The sequence below is a fragment of the Thiofilum flexile DSM 14609 genome (genome assembly GCF_000380185.1).
Taxonomy (GTDB): Bacteria; Pseudomonadota; Gammaproteobacteria; order Thiotrichales; family Thiotrichaceae; genus Thiofilum; species Thiofilum flexile.
The window spans coordinates 171,315-186,756 of the sequence record NZ_KB904780.1 but is presented as its reverse complement, the minus strand read 5'-3'; the positions used below and the strand labels follow the sequence as shown (position 1 = coordinate 186,756).

Sequence of the window (15,442 nt, the reverse complement as noted above, 5' to 3'; positions counted from 1 at the left end):
AGCGTGACTAGGTGTGAATGCTAAGCTGTTAGAGTAAATATTATGATAAGATTAAAAATTAATCTTATTTATTGACATAAAGTGTTGTATATTTAATACAATTAGTGATTTTAAAAAATTATATTGTTAACTATTTCTAGTAAAAAGGTTGCTTTATGCCAACGCTTATATCTTTAAAATCAATGGGCTTAGTCATTTTTAGTATCGTGGTGGTTGGTTGCGCACAAGGCCCACAAGAGCCTCTAGCCAATAATACGGTAACAACACCAACGGTAGCCGTTGCTAAAGCGGATACAGTTTCCATTAGTCCAGTCGGTGTAGTTAAAGCGGGGTATCAAGTCCCTGTCGCTACCGAAAAGACCACTAGCGACACGACAATTGATAATAGTGCCTGTTCGGTGAATTTCTGCCCCTTACCAGTACGTAAACCTAAGGTAACAGTAATAGATTGATAACTATGCGATAACACACCCAATGCGTGTAATTTGGGTGTGTCTTGGATGAGAGTCAGGCTATATGCCGCGTAATAGCTCGTTAATACCCACTTTGCTGCGGGTTTTAGCATCAACACGCTTCACAATAACCGCACAATACAAGCTGTATTTGCCATCAGAGGCGGGTAAATTGCCGGACACGACCACAGAACCTGCTGGCACGCGACCGTAGATTACCTCATCATTTTCACGGTCATAAATACGGGTGCTTTGTCCAATATAGACACCCATGGAAATGACCGCACCTTCCTCAACAATTACCCCTTCAACCACTTCAGAGCGAGCGCCAATAAAGCAGTTATCTTCGATAATAGTCGGTGAAGCTTGTAAAGGCTCTAAGACGCCACCAATGCCGACTCCACCGGATAAATGCACATTCTTACCAATTTGAGCACAAGAACCTACGGTAGCCCAGGTATCCACCATGGTGCCAGTATCGACATAAGCCCCAATATTGACAAAGGAGGGCATGAGTATGGTGCCAGAGGCGATATAAGAGCCGCGCCGTGCTGCCGCTGGTGGTACGACACGAATGCCGCTTTGGGCAAATTGTTCAGCACTCCAGCCATGAAATTTTGAAGGTACTTTATCGTAATAAGTACTATAGCCATCATTTAAAACGGCATTTTCTTCTAAACGGAAGGACAGCAATACCGCCTTTTTTAGCCACTCATTCACTACCCAATCACCCACGCCGCGTTGAGTAGCAACTCGTAATTGACCACTATCGAGTAAATTTAAGGCGTGTTGTACCGCATTGCGTACCGTTTCATCCGTTGTTTTCGGGGTAATTTCGGCTCGCTTTTCAAAAGCCGTTTCAATAATCTGTTGTAATTGTGCTAAATCAGACATGGTTTAATTCACTCCAGCCATTCCGTTTAAATTAAAGATTCTAAATAGTGACGTATGCGCCATGCTGCTTCAGTACACTCTTGCTCGGTTGCAACGAGTGCCATACGTATGCGATTTTGTCCGGGATTCAAGCCATTCACTGCACGCGAGAGATAACTCCCCGGAACGACCTGTACACCCGCTTGATATAAGGCTTTAGTCAATACCTGATCGTCCAGCGGAGTTTCAGGCCAAAGGTAAAAACCTGCATCCGGTAAATTCACGGGTAGCGCCGGGCTTAAAATATCAAGTACTTGCTTAAATTTACGTTGGTACGCAGCACGATTAGCCTTTACATGTGCCTCATCCTGCCAGGCAGCAATGCTCGCCGCTTGAAAAGGTGGGGGCATAGCACAACCATGATAGGTACGATACTGTAAATAACGTGCGAGTATCTCCGCATCACCAGCGACAAAACCAGAACGTAATCCGGGCGCATTTGAGCGTTTCGAGAGACTATGAAAGACCACACAACGCTGATAATTAGTATTACCCATTTGGGCAGCCGCTTGTAATAACCCTACTGGTGGATTAGCTTCATCAAAATAAAGTTCGGAATAACATTCATCCGAGGCCACCACAAAATCATAACGCTCAGCCAAATTTAATACCTGTTGCAACTGTGCAATTGACATCACCGCACCCGTAGGATTCCCCGGTGTGCAGATGTAAAGTAATTGACAACGCTCCCATACTTCAGCAGGAACCCGCTCAAAATCAGGAATAAAGCCATTGTCTGCCGTACAAGCCAAAAATTCGGGTTGAGCACCTGCTAATAAGGCCGCACCTTCATAAATCTGATAAAACGGATTAGGCATCACAACAGTAGCATGGGGTTGGGTGCGATCTACTATAGTTTGAGCAAAAGAAAATAAAGCCTCACGTGTCCCATTAACCGGAATCACATGCTGTTCGGGATTAATAGAGTCAGCAGGTAATTGAAAGCGTTGCGTGAGCCACAAGGCAATGGTGCTACGTAACAGACTATCACCCTTGGTCAACGGGTAGTTAGCTAGTCCAGTGATATGCTGTTGAATCGCTTCAAAAATAAATGTTGGTGTCGGGTGTTTAGGCTCGCCAATGGCTAATGAAATCAGCTTTTTATCAGCCGGGGGCTGTGATCCATTTAATAAGGTTTGAATTTTCTGAAAAGGATAAGGCTGTAAACGCTGTAAATCTGGGTTCATAACGATAAATATGGGCGATCGAAAGTTCGGTAGTATATAGAAACTGCAGTTATGTGTCTGTGTTAGTTAGCTTAGAAATCTGGCAAATAAGAAAGCCCCACTAGGGGGCTTTCCAAGATAGGCTTGAACAAGTCGCTATTATTTAGACTGCTCAACCATCCAATCTACAGAGGCTTTAATATCATCATCGCTGAGGGCTGGATTACCACCTTTAGCAGGCATAGCATTTTTACCTTTGATAGAGGCTTCATAAAGTGCATCCATACCCGTAGCAATACGTGGTGCCCATGCTTCCTTATCACCTAGCTTAGGTGCGCCTGCAATAGCGGCATCATGGCAGCTAAAGCATAGGCTGCGGTAAACCTTTTCACCATTCGGGCTAGCCATATCCTGAGCTGCTTGTGTGGCTTGGGTCGCAACACCTGCACCAGCAACCGCAGCACCTGTTGCAGCAACGGCTTCTGTAGTAGCAGTAGCAGCATCTTTCACCGCTTCAGTGGTAGCGGTCGCAGCATCGGCAACGACTTCTTTAGTTGCCTCTACGGCTTGCTCAGTTTTTTCAGCCACGGCAGTGCCAACATCTTTAGCAGCATCGGCTGTAGCCGTAGCAGCGTCTTCCACCGCTTCAGTGGTGGCAGTAACGGCCTCAGTAGTGGTAGTAACAACGTCTTTAGCAACTTCAGTGGTGGCGGCCGCAGCATCGGCAACGACTTCTTTAGTTGCCTCTACGGCTTGTTCAGTTTTTTCAGCAACAGCAGTGCCAGCATCTTGTGCGGCATCGGCTGTAGCCGTAGCAGCGTCTTTTACTGCTTCAGTGGTAGCAGTAGCGGCCTCAGTAGTGGCAGTAGCAACGTCTTTAGCAACTTCAGTGGTAGCGGTCGCAGCATCGGCAACGACTTCTTTAGTTGCCTCTACGGCTTGTTCAGTTTTTTCAGCCACAGCAGTGCCAGCATCTGTAGCAGCATCGGCTGTAGCCGTAGCAGCGTCTTTCACCGCTTCAGTGGTAGCAGTAGCGGCTTCAGTAGTGGCAGTAGCAACATCTTTAGCAACTTCAGTGGTGGCGGTCGCAGCATCAGCAACGACTTCTTTAGTTGCCTCTACAGCTTGTTCAGTTTTTTCGGCCACGGCAGTGCCAGCATCTTGTGCAGCCTCGGCTGTAGCAGTGGCAGCGTCTTTCACCGCTTCAGTGGTAGCAGTAGCGGCTTCAGTCGTAGCAGTAGCAGCATCTTTAGCGGTCTCAGTGGCAGCTTCAGTAGTTGCCGTAGCGGCTTCTTTAGTGGCATCAGCAGTCTCAGCAACAGCATCTTTAGTTGCCTCAACAGTCTCAGAGGTAGCTTCTTTAGCTGCTTCAACAGTTTCAGAAGCGGCTTCTTTAGTAGCTTCAACAGTCTCAGAAGCAGCCTCTTTAGTAGCATCCGCAGCATCCGCCACTGCTTCTTTAGTAGCCTCAGCTGTATCAGTAGCGGCTTCTTTAGTAGCTTCAACAGTCTCAGTGGCAGTTTCTTTAGCAGCTTCTGTAGTAGTAGCAGCATCGGCTACCGCTTCTTTAGTAGCATCCGCAGCATCAGTGGTGGTTTGAGCGGTCTCTTTAGTAGCATCAGTCACATTGGCGGCTATGCTTTCAGTAGCTTTAGCAGCAGCTTGAGCGAGTGACTCTGTACCTGCTTTAGCTTCAGCAGCCGTATCTTTAATTGCCTCAACAGTATTTGTAGCGGCAGCTTTAGTTGCATCAGCCGCATCTTTCGCCGCTTCAGTGACATTAGTGGCAATATTTTCAGTAGCTTTACTAGCCGCTTGAGCGAGTGACTCTGCACCTGTTGTAGCTGCATCTGCGGTTTTTTCGGCTGATTCTTTGGTCGCTGCTACTGCTTGTTCAGTAGTGGAGGATGTAGTAGTACTAGTGGTGGTACTTTTGCTGGCATCCGTTGCCTTATCCTCTTTTTCACCGCAGCCACTGAGCATACCCATTGCTAAAAGTAGGGCAGTGACGCTTACAGCAAGTTTATTCATTAATTTTCACTCCTGATAAGAAAATAACCGTTAACTCACCACTTTGGTCGTGGTGCGGGGTTTTACGTGAATGTCATTATGGGTCTAGAAGTATTCTAAATACAAACGCTCTCTTCTAGCACATACCTCTTCGATAAAATAGCTTAATTGTTCAGTATGGTAAACGTTCAAGACGGTTATTAGTAGTATAGCGGCTAGTGATAATTCAATATACCTGTTTTACATGGGTTTTAGCTCAGCTATTATAAGGGTAAGTCTATAATGATAAGTCACTCTAGACAGTTGAGGTCAATGACGTGGAGCAGACAGAACAACGATTCATGCAAGCATTTAAGGGGCAATTCTGGGGAGTATTACGTTGGGAACAGCTCGATACTTTGTGGGATGCCATACGTGCAGATGTAGAGGGTGGTTGGTATATTTATGCCTTAAGTGAAAAGGTTCCTGATATGCCCGCCAGCCGCGAGCAGGTGCAGCATTTTATCCAAGAAATAGATCACTTATTGCGTCAAGAGCATGCTGAAGACTACTGTGGCATTGTCTATGCGGATGACCTAAAAAAGCCACAATTTGTAAAAATATTTGATCCTGAGCAGTTAGGTTCAGTATGTGGTAGTAGTGGCAAAACTATATTACCGGGTTGGTTGCTGTGTAAAGTAAAGCCTACTTATCTATCAGATGTTCTACCCGCTACCCAAAGTCGTAAGCGTTGGTGGCGACGGCTATTTAATTAAAACTTTAAGAATGGGGTAAAGGTTTATGTTTTCGCGTTCACTTATGAGTTATTTAACATTCTTCTCCTTATCTGCGGTCGGTTTTACGCCTGCACAAGCAGATGATACCGCTATGACGACCGCTTTAGCTTTACAACTAAAGCAATCACAACAACGTAATCGTGCTTTTTTGGATCAGCTAAAGGGGACTCCTCGCTTATCGGATGCTGAAATAGCAGCTTTATCTAAGGCTGACCAAACGAAATATCGCACCATGCGTAGTAGCTTAGATGTACTGATTGAACAGTTAGAAGCATTAGAGGAAGAGAATATCGGTTTGGGGAATAGTATTCAGGCCGCTACGATTAAAAATAATGATCTTGATAAGAAGATTGATGCTCTACGCCCAGCAGCGTTACAGTCGACTATGAATCGTGTAGCCACGCCACCTGCGCAAAATGGTACAGTTATTAGGCCAGCGACTGCACCCGCGACGACTAACCCAGCCACTACGACTCCGATGCCCGCAGCCGCTACACTGCCCCGGTTTGCGAATCAGGCTCAGCCTAATGGGGCAGCGCCCGCTCCTACGGCTAATAAGCTACCACCCATGGTTCCCGCTATGCCACCTAGCAATAGCCAGTGATAGTTAAATAGTTTGTCCACGTTTCAGCGCTCGAATGATGAAGCGAGCGCTATGTAGGGAATGCTGTAAAGTATTTTGTAGTGGAATAGGGTCTTGATTCATATCAGCGGCTAAGACTTCCGCAGACAGGGCGCTAGTAGTTAAACCGCGAGCAGAAAGCCCAGTCAGCACATATAGCCCGGTTTGATAGTGAGCAGGCGGATAGGTTTGCCAATGGCGTCCATGTTGTAAATCACTATAGGCTTCCCGATAAAAGTCTAGGCTAGGTATGGCTCCTACATAAGGAAAGCGATCAGGTGTGCTCATCCGCATGGCGGCATGTCCGCTAGTGTAAGGTTTCAGCTCTTGAGCGAGTGTGGGGAGTTGCTCATTGAGTTGCTGCCAATTGCTATTATCCGCCGCGATAGTGACCCTAGATTGCACAGATTCGCGTTCAAAGGTTGCCCCAAAAATATGTTCCCCATTAAAGCTAGGAGTGATATACCCCTCATGTCCTAACACACATTGCAGGCGCTGACTTTGTTCTGTTGCCTGAGCACGACTGGTTTGTCCCCAGACGGCCTGTAGTGGGAAGTGTTGGTTAGGTAAAAATCGAGGTATATCGCGCCCATTAGTGAGTACCACTGTAGCACTCTCACTCACCACCCTTTGCGCCGAACTAATCTGCCAATAAGGTTGGCAATATTGCAGCTCTAATGCCTCGGTATGAGTATGCAGGGTAATATTAGGATGATTGAGGAGCACCCGACATAATGTGCTGGGTTTTAAATACCCCCCCTCAGGGAAATAGCTGCCCCCACTAGGCAAGGAAGTTCCCGCGATAGTGCTGGCCTCCTCTCTATTAAGTAGCTGAATAAATTGCTTATCTAAGGCGCGATTTTGAATAGACTGCCAGCGCTCTAGCTCACGAGTATCATGATTTAATTGTAATACACCGCAGGGCTGCCAATCTTGACCTAATTCACTGGCTAAGCCATTAAGCTGTTGAGTAGCAAAAATAAAAGCTTGGCGATAAAAAGCCTCACCCCAGCTCCAATGTGCGGTCATTTTAGGGGAAACGATACCGGCTGGATTACCAGAGGCTTCGCAGGCAATAGCGGCATGGCGTTCTAAGACCGTCACTTGCCAACCACGAAGGGCTAAGGCATAGGCGATTTGACAGCCTGCTAAGCCGGCACCAATGATAGTAGCTGTTTTATTGGCATAAGCGGTATTAGAGCGTTCAAACCAAGGCTGGGTCGCGTTAGCCGTTGCGGGAGTAGCAATGCTGGCGGTGATCATTTCACGCTTAGTGCCAAAACCTTTGCGTTTTACCACATTAAAGCTAGCGGCTTGTAAATGTCGCCGTACTGCGCCTGCAGCAGTAAAAGTGGCGAGGGTGGCGTGAGGTTTTGCCCATTGTGCTAAACGTTGCAATACCGTGGGTGACCACATAGCTTCATTACGATCAGGTGCAAAACCATCTAGGTAAAAAGCATCAACTTTAGTATTTAGCTCCGTTAAAGTGTCTGCAATATCATCAAAATATAAACTTAAACGCACTCGACCTTGTGCCAAAATAAGAGCATGCAGCCCCTTAATCAAAGGCGGATAGGCTTTCAATAACTCTACAGCAAGGGGGCGTAACTCCTCCCAATGTAGCAAAGCTGCTAAAGTCGCTTTGGGTATGGGGTGTTTTTCAATAGCGATATAATGTAGGGTTTGGCAGCGCTTAGGGTCTTGCTGCCACTCATACCAAGTGGCTAAAAAATTAAGCCCTGTACCAAATCCTGTTTCTAAAATCGTGAATGGTTCTTGCTGCTGCCATCGCTGGGGTAGGTGATTGCCCTCTAGAAAAACATAGCGGGTTTCAGCCAGCCCACCCGCCCGCGAAAAATAACAGTCGCCAAACTCAGTAGCAAAGGGATCGCCTTGAGCCGTTATATCTAGACGAGCAGGCGTTAATTCTGGTGTATGGGTTGTCATGTTCGACCACGATAATTTGCGGCAATTTTATCAACCCAAAAAGCAGTAGCCCCAGCTACTCCAATGGGCATGGCAAAAAAATTAAAGCCCGGTATGAGCATAATGGCGGATAGTGAGCCACCAAACCCAAGGGAGATTTGGCGGTGTTGACGTACTGCTTGCAGCTCATCTTGAAAGAAGAGTTCATGATTACCCATGGGATAGTCCACATATTCAATGGCTAACATCCAAGCACCATAAATAAACCAAGCCAGCGGTGCGATTAGATTAATACCCGGAATGAAGGTAATCAGTAACACAGGGATCAGCCATTTAGCCATATAAAGCAGCTTACTGATTTCACTTTTAAAAGTACGCCCCGCTATTTTGAGGAGACTCATAACCCCCTGATAGGGCGGTAATGGTAAACCTCTCAGGCGTGCTTCGACTTGTTCGGCGAGTAAGGCATTAAAAGGTGCCGCGATGAGATTAGCGAGAATAGCGAAGGTATAAAATACCGCTAGAAAAATCATGACCACCATGAGAGGCCATAAGATCCACTCTAACCAACTCAACCAAGAGGGTAATAAATGATCTAGCCACCGATTCAGTTGACTCATGCCTAGCCAAATACCTAGTGACATAACAATCATATTCACCAGTAAGGGCATAATCACAAACCAGCGTAAGCCGGGTTGGGTAATCAGTTTTAAACCGTGGAAAACGTATTGAGCACCTTGGGAAAAACCAGTCATAGCATCCTCAGTCCTTTGGTTAATTGAGGCTACTTTAGCCGTTTTAGGTCTTTTGACCAAGTTGCTCTTAGTGAGGAGTGAGAGGGGGAAATGTGGGTAATCAGATGAGTGGTAGCAGGATATATCGAATCAGCTAAAAAAGTAGTTGACGAATAATAAGGTGAGCTATATTATACGCCCCACATTAAGCAGTTCCTCGATAGCTCAGTCGGTAGAGCAAATGACTGTTAATCATTGGGTCACTGGTTCGAGTCCAGTTCGGGGAGCCAAAAAATTCAAAGGGTTGTAAGTGAATGCTTACAGCCCTTTTTCATTTGGGGCGGTTTACGGTGTACTTTTGCCCTGTAAGGCAAACTACAGGACTCTGTTCAACCCTGCCTTAGTCTAAAAATCAACAGGACTACCCGTCGATCTATCTGAGTTTTAGGGATCGACTAGGTTAGTTGCTCATCGGTGCAATCTATTATGTCATCTTCTATGCATCAGTGATGTTCGTGTACAACAGCATGCCCTTTGCCTCTGGCAATGAGCCAACGATTCACTGGGTAGGCCACAACACCTGCAATAGCCAACGATGCCAGCATACTGACCCAGAAGAAGGCAGAGGACAGCGGTGCGTTCATCGCACCAGGAATGATGAGCATCATCGTGTTATCTACGATTTCCATGATTGTGATGGAAGCAGCATCTGCCGCAAAAGCGATGCGTAGTGCCTGTCTAAGCGTGTAACCACGGCGCAGAAACGGGATGGCAGTGAGTGTAAAGCCTGAGATGAAGGCTAGCACAATGGCCAGTGCAATAGTGGGACCATTCCCCCAACCGAGATGTGTGCCGATGACTAGACCTGCAACCTCGCCGATGGCGCAGCCGAGCAAGCAATGGAGTGTGGCGACCAAGGCGATATAGTTCAGTGACTCGGCTGGAGCGTGTGATGCATTATGCTGGTGGTGGTTGTGATCCATGACGAGGCTCCTTGGAAACGATTTAAAATAGATTAGACCTTAAGGTCGGATACGGGCATGGATTACTTTGGCGCAGCAGCTAGCCGTTCACCGATGCGGTTCATCTGGCCGATTTCCTCACGTTGGGCCGTAATGATCGCTTGGCAAAGTGTTTTCAGCTCAGCATCGGTAATACTTGCCTCACGGCACATCAGGATCGCGCCAGAATGATGCGGGATCATCGAGGCAACAAACTGCCGGTCATCGATTGCGAGCTGCGAACGGGTTGCCCAGAACGATCCGATCGTTAACGCAATAAACAACACATACAGCGTTAGGTTCATCCCCTTGTTGGTAAACATGCCTGGCATTGTCAGCAGCATCAGTATACCCATGGGTGCCCACATGGTTACAGCCATGTAGAACATGTTCAGATTGTTTCGAAAATCGACCAAGCCATCAATCATACTGAACATGACCAGATACATCACCACCAGCCCTGGAATCATATTGAGCCAGAACTTGAGATAGGGCTTACCAGACATCGTCCCATGATCAGATTTCATATGTTCATCATGCTCCATCGCTATGCTCCCTCGTAGTAGATTAGTTTATGTAATCGGAAACTATGTTATGTCTAACAAACCATATAGCCTCTGCTCAAGCATTATGCAAATGTGCTATCTCTGGATAAGCAGCCATCCATATCGTTGTTTGATGGACTCAAACTCGAAACCAAAGATTTTGTAAGTGTCGATATAGCGGACGAAGGTCAACGACATATAGCTATATGTTGATGAGTCCTCACAATTCGAGCTGCAAAACGGTTATGAGTAGGGGATAGTTCATAGATGGTAGCTTTAAAAAAGACTATGATATCTATCACAGATAGGTATCAATAGGTGATAAAAATGGAAATTGCAAAAATATTCCAAACAGGACGTAGCCAAGCGGTCAGATTGCCAAAAGCTTTTCGCTTTGATTCGGATGAAGTGGCCATTAAACGCTTTGGTAATGGTGTGCTACTGTTACCGATTGAAAACCCTTGGGGCATGATGGAGGAAGCATTGAGCGAATTTGAAACGGGTTTTCAACTGGTTCGTGAAGAACAAGGAATACAAGTTCGTGAGGAGATTCTGTGATGTACTTACTAGATACCAATATCTGTATGTATATCATTAACCATAAGCCACAACAGGTTTTTGAGCGGTTTAGACAATTTCGATTAGGGCAATTGGCAGTATCTAGTATTACTGCATCAGAGTTAGCGTTTGGTGTAGAAAAATCAGGGTCTGAGCGCAATAAGCAAGCATTAATCAAATTTCTAACACCACTAGAGATACTGCCTTATGATGAACAAGCGATTTGGCACTATGCCAAGCTACGCCATCAGCTTCAGTCGAAAGGGCACGGTATTGGTAGTTTGGATATGCTGATTGCAGCGCATGCTTTGGCATTGGATGCTGTGCTGGTGAGTAATAATCTCAAAGAGTTTGAGCGGATAGAGGGGCTAAAGCTAGAAAACTGGGTTTGATAGGCCTCTATCACCAAAACAGTAAGAAGGTTTTAAGATCGGGTCAAATCGAGTTCCCAGTACACTATCTCAAACGATGGGTTGGCCGTGTGGGGCGTAATACGTTTAAAACCGAGTTTTTCATAGAGTTGCATGGCCTGCTGCAGTGAGTTTAGGGTCTCTAGCTGCATATGGGTATAGCCTTGGGTGCAGGCAATATCGATGATACAGCGGGCTAATTGCTCACCCAAGCCGATACCACGCGCATCAGGGCGTACATAGAGACGTTTCATTTCGCAGGTATCACCTTCTAGGGTTCGCACCGCAGCACAGCCTAGCATAGTGCCGTTTTTATCTATGGCAGCCAGTAGTTCACCCTGAGGTGGTGCATATTTGCCAGGCAAGGCGGCCAGTTCTTCTTCAAAATTCTTAAAACACAGATCCACATTCAAAAAAGCCTGATACTCCCGAAACAGCTGGCGAATGAAATCCAATTCTGCCGGAGAGCGTATTGCCCTGATTTCCAAGTCGATTACTCCTTTTTCTCCGTATCAAGGTTCATCAAATAATACTATTAGTTTAAGCCTCACAATGTGCTGATGCTGATTGGGGTAGGCCGAATACTTTGTCGAAGCACCATGTGAATATAATGGCATAAATAAAGAAGAAAGCGAGTACACCTAGGTCAGCGATAAAGGCTGCCAGCAAGGTGATATTTAACCAGTATGCCATCAAAGGTACTAGTGTGATGAGCAGCCCTCCTTCAAATCCTAAACCATGAAGCAGACGATGTTTCCAAGGACGTCCTTTGACATTCTGTGTGGATTCCCAGCGCTCAAACACAGCATTGAATACATAACTCCATATCACAGCAATAGTCGACATCAAGACCGCGAGAGTTAGGGTAGAAATTGGCGGATGATCAAATAGATAAGTCAGTCCAGGGCCTACAAATACCACCGCAATCGCTTCATACAATACTGCTTGAATAATCCGCCTAGTTTTAGGCTGCATGTCTGGCTCCGCAGGAATAGTGAGCAGCATACAGTAGCGGGAAGAGGCCAGTAGGGCAAATGTCTTCCTCATGATGCCGCCCATTTTATCCACCAAATCTAACGATTTTATCTATACTTAGGGCGGAGTTTATAAACGTCAGTTTAAACATTGCCCGATCATCTAGCCCAATTGAATATATTCGCTTGGCTTGCGTTACTATGGTGCAGTATGCGGATGGCCCTTGTGGCTGTGCGTTAGGGGACAAGCCTAATAGTAGAAGTCTATGGATACACAACAAAAAACTACCTCTCCTAATAAAAAACTATCCAGTTTGGTCTGGGAATTTAATTTTCGCCCCGACAACTATATTCATGCGAGTTGGTTGGCGGCGATGCCGGATGGTGAGCTGATTAGTAAATTAGTCGGTAAGCATCGTGGTGCTGAGCGGGTAGTGCAGCATCTCATGGGACGGCTAGGGCTAGAAAACCAAGTTTATTTTAATTTCACCAGTTCCCTTGCCAAGATGGCTTTGTGGCCTGCTGAGGATTTAGAAACCTTAGTATTGCATGCAGGAGCTGTGATGATTCGGGATCAGGTGCAGCGCTCGGTTTCGCGTGATGATGTTGTTAAAATTCGTACCGATATTGGGGATGACTTATACTTTTTTATTCAACGTCGAGTCCCAATGGTAATGCGTCGTCCGCCGGTAGGAATCGAGTTTCCTAATAGCATGGAATTAAAAAAGCGCATGATTTTGGGGGGGATGCTGTGTTTTAACGAAGCGTTTATGGAGTTTCCTTTAGCCTTACGCAAACGTTTAATGATTAAGTTACCTATTGAATGGTATGAGTTACTTGATACGCAATCGGCATTAGGCCAGCCATTACGTACTCAACATGCCGAATGTGTCGCCTTAATTCAAAAAATAGCGATTGATATTAAAATTGGAGTGAGCCCCGATGGAAAAATTCGTCTCGGTTAAGCCATTAGACTCACAACTGAGTCCCGAACAACATGTGTTAAAAGCACAAGATTACAAGCGCTTAGTAACCTATGAGCAGTTGTTGAAAGAATTAGAACTCAAAGACAAACGTCGTGAGCAAGAGTTATTAGCGGCTAAGGCAGCGGCGTTGCGGGCAGGTTTTAAACAGGGCAAAGAGCAGGCAAATGCCGAATTAGCCACTCAGTTATTGGATTTTACGGTGAAAATGAATCATGCCGTGGCTAATATGGAGCGGCAATTGGTGGATGTGGTGATTCATGCCGTGCGTAAGATTGTGCATAACTTTGATGATACCGAGCTAGTTACCAGCGCGGTAGAGCGCGGTATGGAGTTAGTGCGGGGGAGTCAGAAGTTAATTATTCGCGTCAACCCTAAACTATATAGTGCCGTTGATGCAAAAATTAATGCTTTCCAAGATACCAGTCGCCAGATTGAGATAGTCAGTGATGCTCATCTAAAAGAAACAGAATGTGTATTGGAGTCTGATATTGGTATTGTGAATGCGAGTGCAGAACAACAATTAGAAGCTATTACACGGGCGTTGCAGCGCTCATTTGCTGAAAAGTCAGGCCGCTCTCATTAAGGATCAGGAGCGCGGTCTTCGGACTTAGCTAGAGCAACTGCTTTAGCTTCAATTTCAACGATCTCTTTCATTTTCTCATATTGTAAAGTCATTTGATCCGATTTTTGCTTACTTTCCTGCCAAGCAGCCTCGGAGGCTTTGAGTTGATTCTCAGCCGCACTAATGGCTTGATAGTAAAACTGCTCTTGCATGAGCATATTCTCTAATTGCCCTTGATACTCGCGTAAAGCTTCTGGCGTGAAAGGCTGACTTTGTAGGGCTTTAAAGCGAGTTTCTTGTTGCTGTAAACGCCAATGTTGATAGTCACTTAGATCATTTTTAGCTTGTTGCAATTGCTGGGTGTAGCCATCCACTTGACGGCGTTTTTCCTGCATTTCGGCTAGTTGTTGCTCCATCCGCCGATTACGGATTTTTTTGAGTTCTTTTAAATCATTTAAGCTCATTATGATTTACCTGCTAGCTGAATGAGGCGTTGTACCGTTTGATCAAACGTACTGTGCTCATCAGGTTTCTGCTTAAGAAAATCATTGATTTGATTAATTTTATCCAGTGCTTCATCTGCTAAAGGATCAGCACCTCGTTTATATTCACCGACCCGCACTAAGAATTCAATTTCTTTGTATTTATTCAGTAAAGTTCGGATATGAGCAGCAGCACGACGGTGTGGCTCTGAGGTTAGGCGCGGCATAATCCGGCTTAAACTGCCTAGAGAGTCAATAGCAGGATAGTGATTACTAGAGGCCAGATCACGCGATAAAATAATATGACCATCAAGGAGCGAGCGCACCTCATCCCCGATGGGGTCGGACATATCATCGCCTTCAATCAGTACCGTATAAAATGCGGTAATCGAGCCTTGTGAACCATAACCCGCCCGTTCAACTAGTTTAGGTAATTCAGAAAAAACTGAGGGGGGATAACCCCGCCGTGCAGGTGCTTCGCCTGCTGCTAGACCAATTTCACGTTGAGCACGGGCAAAACGGGTTAAAGAATCCATGAGTAATAGTACTTTTTTGCCTTGATCGCGATAGTATTCCGCAACGGCGGTGGCGACATAAGCCGCTTTGAGACGTTCAATCGGAGGGCGATCCGAGGTGGCTACAATGAGTATGGTTTTAGCCATACCATCAGCACCTAAGGCTTCCTCCATAAATTCGCGTACCTCACGACCCCGTTCACCGATGAGGGCGACCACATAGACATCCACCTCGGCATGTTGCACCAACATACTTAAGAGCGAGGATTTACCTACCCCCGCACCAGCGAAGATACCAATACGTTGTCCTATCCCGCAGGTAATTAAGCCATCAATGGAGCGTACCCCTAACGAGAGCGGGTCTTTTACCATTTGACGCGTGAGTGGATCAGGGGGTGAGGCCATTAACGGATAATAGTCTTGAATAGAGACGCCCACCCGATTTTGAATGCGCCCAATTCCATCCAATACGCAACCCTTTAAATCGTCCCCCACACCGACCCGTAGCATTTCACCAGTGACCGTCACTTGGGTATGAATGGATACCCCCTGCATATCACCGATAGGCGCTAGAAGTGCAATATTTTGATCAAAACCAATCACTTCAGCGGGAATCGTGCGCTCATCCTCAGCATTCTTGAGCATACACAATTCCCCTAAGCGTACCTTGGGGATAATCGCCTTAACCACCGTACCCGTTACTTGTACAATGCGCCCATGTAAGATTAAGGGTTGGCACTGATCAAGCGCTTGATACATCACCCGCGAGACATAACTTAATTCCATTACC

18 protein-coding genes and 1 tRNA gene are annotated in these 15,442 nt (G+C 46.0%); 8 read left to right on the top strand and 11 right to left on the bottom strand.

Annotation, left to right across the window (positions count from 1 at the left end; translation table 11 throughout):
• Positions 1 to 155: 155 nt before the first annotated feature.
• Positions 156 to 452, top strand: coding sequence for a hypothetical protein (locus tag A3IK_RS0113030; protein ID WP_162596658.1), 297 nt, complete (start codon positions 156 to 158; stop codon positions 450 to 452).
• 60 nt (positions 453 to 512) lie between these two features.
• Here A3IK_RS0113030 and dapD read toward each other — a convergent pair whose 3' ends face one another.
• From dapD to A3IK_RS21770, 3 genes are all read right to left on the bottom strand, one after another.
• The gene (dapD, locus tag A3IK_RS0113025; protein WP_020560429.1) at positions 513 to 1,346 is read right to left on the bottom strand and encodes a 2,3,4,5-tetrahydropyridine-2,6-dicarboxylate N-succinyltransferase; all 834 of its coding nucleotides are present in this window, start codon (positions 1,344 to 1,346) and stop codon (positions 513 to 515) included.
• Positions 1,347 to 1,372: 26 nt separating this feature from the next.
• The gene (gene dapC, locus A3IK_RS0113020) at positions 1,373 to 2,572 is read right to left on the bottom strand and encodes a succinyldiaminopimelate transaminase (protein WP_020560428.1); all 1,200 of its coding nucleotides are present in this window, start codon (positions 2,570 to 2,572) and stop codon (positions 1,373 to 1,375) included.
• Positions 2,573 to 2,710: 138 nt separating this feature from the next.
• Positions 2,711 to 4,582 (bottom strand): c-type cytochrome, encoded by a 1,872-nt coding sequence (locus A3IK_RS21770; protein WP_020560427.1) that lies wholly within the window; start codon positions 4,580 to 4,582, stop codon positions 2,711 to 2,713.
• Between the two features lie 296 nt (positions 4,583 to 4,878).
• Between A3IK_RS21770 and A3IK_RS0113010 the strand changes: the two genes are divergently transcribed.
• Together A3IK_RS0113010 and A3IK_RS0113005 are read left to right on the top strand one after the other, a co-directional pair.
• Positions 4,879 to 5,316 carry a hypothetical protein gene (locus A3IK_RS0113010; RefSeq protein ID WP_026220962.1) on the top strand — a complete coding sequence of 146 codons (438 nt, stop codon included), beginning with the start codon at positions 4,879 to 4,881 and terminating at the stop codon, positions 5,314 to 5,316.
• A 43-nt stretch (positions 5,317 to 5,359) separates the two neighbouring features.
• Positions 5,360 to 5,941, top strand: a complete 582-nt coding sequence (locus tag A3IK_RS0113005; protein WP_162596657.1) for a hypothetical protein — start codon at positions 5,360 to 5,362, stop codon at positions 5,939 to 5,941.
• Positions 5,942 to 5,944: 3 nt separating this feature from the next.
• On the opposite strand, the gene mnmC is transcribed toward A3IK_RS0113005, so the two are convergent.
• Both mnmC and cysZ read right to left on the bottom strand, forming a co-directional pair.
• Entirely contained in the window at positions 5,945 to 7,906 is a 1,962-nt protein-coding gene (mnmC, locus tag A3IK_RS0113000; protein WP_020560424.1) for a bifunctional tRNA (5-methylaminomethyl-2-thiouridine)(34)-methyltransferase MnmC2/FAD-dependent 5-carboxymethylaminomethyl-2-thiouridine(34) oxidoreductase MnmC1, read from the bottom strand.
• Positions 7,903 to 8,640 (bottom strand): sulfate transporter CysZ, encoded by a 738-nt coding sequence (cysZ, locus tag A3IK_RS0112995; protein WP_020560423.1) that lies wholly within the window; start codon positions 8,638 to 8,640, stop codon positions 7,903 to 7,905. Before cysZ ends, mnmC begins: the two co-directional genes overlap by 4 nt.
• Before the next feature lie 193 nt (positions 8,641 to 8,833).
• On the opposite strand from cysZ, the gene A3IK_RS0112990 reads away from it, so the two are divergent.
• Positions 8,834 to 8,909 (top strand) — tRNA-Asn (locus A3IK_RS0112990).
• Positions 8,910 to 9,122: 213 nt separating this feature from the next.
• On the opposite strand, the gene A3IK_RS0112985 is transcribed toward A3IK_RS0112990, so the two are convergent.
• Complete coding sequence (locus tag A3IK_RS0112985) at positions 9,123 to 9,602, bottom strand: DUF4396 domain-containing protein (RefSeq protein ID WP_020560422.1); 480 nt, start codon at positions 9,600 to 9,602, stop codon at positions 9,123 to 9,125.
• 62 nt (positions 9,603 to 9,664) lie between these two features.
• A complete protein-coding gene (locus tag A3IK_RS0112980; protein ID WP_020560421.1) occupies positions 9,665 to 10,165 on the bottom strand; it encodes a DUF305 domain-containing protein in 501 nt (166 codons plus the stop codon).
• A gap of 327 nt (positions 10,166 to 10,492) precedes the next feature.
• On the opposite strand from A3IK_RS0112980, the gene A3IK_RS0112975 reads away from it, so the two are divergent.
• Both A3IK_RS0112975 and vapC read left to right on the top strand, forming a co-directional pair.
• Positions 10,493 to 10,723 (top strand): antitoxin, encoded by a 231-nt coding sequence (locus A3IK_RS0112975; RefSeq protein ID WP_020560420.1) that lies wholly within the window; start codon positions 10,493 to 10,495, stop codon positions 10,721 to 10,723.
• Positions 10,723 to 11,115 carry a type II toxin-antitoxin system tRNA(fMet)-specific endonuclease VapC gene (gene vapC, locus A3IK_RS0112970; protein WP_020560419.1) on the top strand — a complete coding sequence of 131 codons (393 nt, stop codon included), beginning with the start codon at positions 10,723 to 10,725 and terminating at the stop codon, positions 11,113 to 11,115. The genes A3IK_RS0112975 and vapC overlap by 1 nt, the downstream gene beginning before the upstream one ends.
• A gap of 32 nt (positions 11,116 to 11,147) precedes the next feature.
• Here vapC and A3IK_RS0112965 read toward each other — a convergent pair whose 3' ends face one another.
• Positions 11,148 to 11,621: a GNAT family N-acetyltransferase gene (locus A3IK_RS0112965; protein ID WP_020560418.1), complete on the bottom strand. Its 474-nt coding sequence runs from the start codon at positions 11,619 to 11,621 to the stop codon at positions 11,148 to 11,150.
• Between the two features lie 52 nt (positions 11,622 to 11,673).
• Positions 11,674 to 12,180: a PACE efflux transporter gene (locus tag A3IK_RS0112960; protein WP_211209448.1), complete on the bottom strand. Its 507-nt coding sequence runs from the start codon at positions 12,178 to 12,180 to the stop codon at positions 11,674 to 11,676.
• Positions 12,181 to 12,373: 193 nt separating this feature from the next.
• On the opposite strand from A3IK_RS0112960, the gene A3IK_RS0112955 reads away from it, so the two are divergent.
• Positions 12,374 to 13,072: a SctK family type III secretion system sorting platform protein gene (locus tag A3IK_RS0112955; protein WP_020560416.1), complete on the top strand. Its 699-nt coding sequence runs from the start codon at positions 12,374 to 12,376 to the stop codon at positions 13,070 to 13,072.
• The gene (locus A3IK_RS0112950) at positions 13,050 to 13,676 is read left to right on the top strand and encodes a FliH/SctL family protein (protein WP_020560415.1); all 627 of its coding nucleotides are present in this window, start codon (positions 13,050 to 13,052) and stop codon (positions 13,674 to 13,676) included. The genes A3IK_RS0112955 and A3IK_RS0112950 overlap by 23 nt, the downstream gene beginning before the upstream one ends.
• Here A3IK_RS0112950 and sctO read toward each other — a convergent pair.
• Together sctO and sctN are read right to left on the bottom strand one after the other, a co-directional pair.
• Positions 13,673 to 14,119 (bottom strand): type III secretion system stalk subunit SctO, encoded by a 447-nt coding sequence (sctO, locus tag A3IK_RS0112945; RefSeq protein ID WP_020560414.1) that lies wholly within the window; start codon positions 14,117 to 14,119, stop codon positions 13,673 to 13,675. The genes A3IK_RS0112950 and sctO overlap by 4 nt on opposite strands.
• Positions 14,119 to 15,438 carry a type III secretion system ATPase SctN gene (gene sctN, locus A3IK_RS0112940; RefSeq protein ID WP_020560413.1) on the bottom strand — a complete coding sequence of 440 codons (1,320 nt, stop codon included), beginning with the start codon at positions 15,436 to 15,438 and terminating at the stop codon, positions 14,119 to 14,121. Before sctN ends, sctO begins: the two co-directional genes overlap by 1 nt.
• Positions 15,439 to 15,442: the final 4 nt, after the last annotated feature.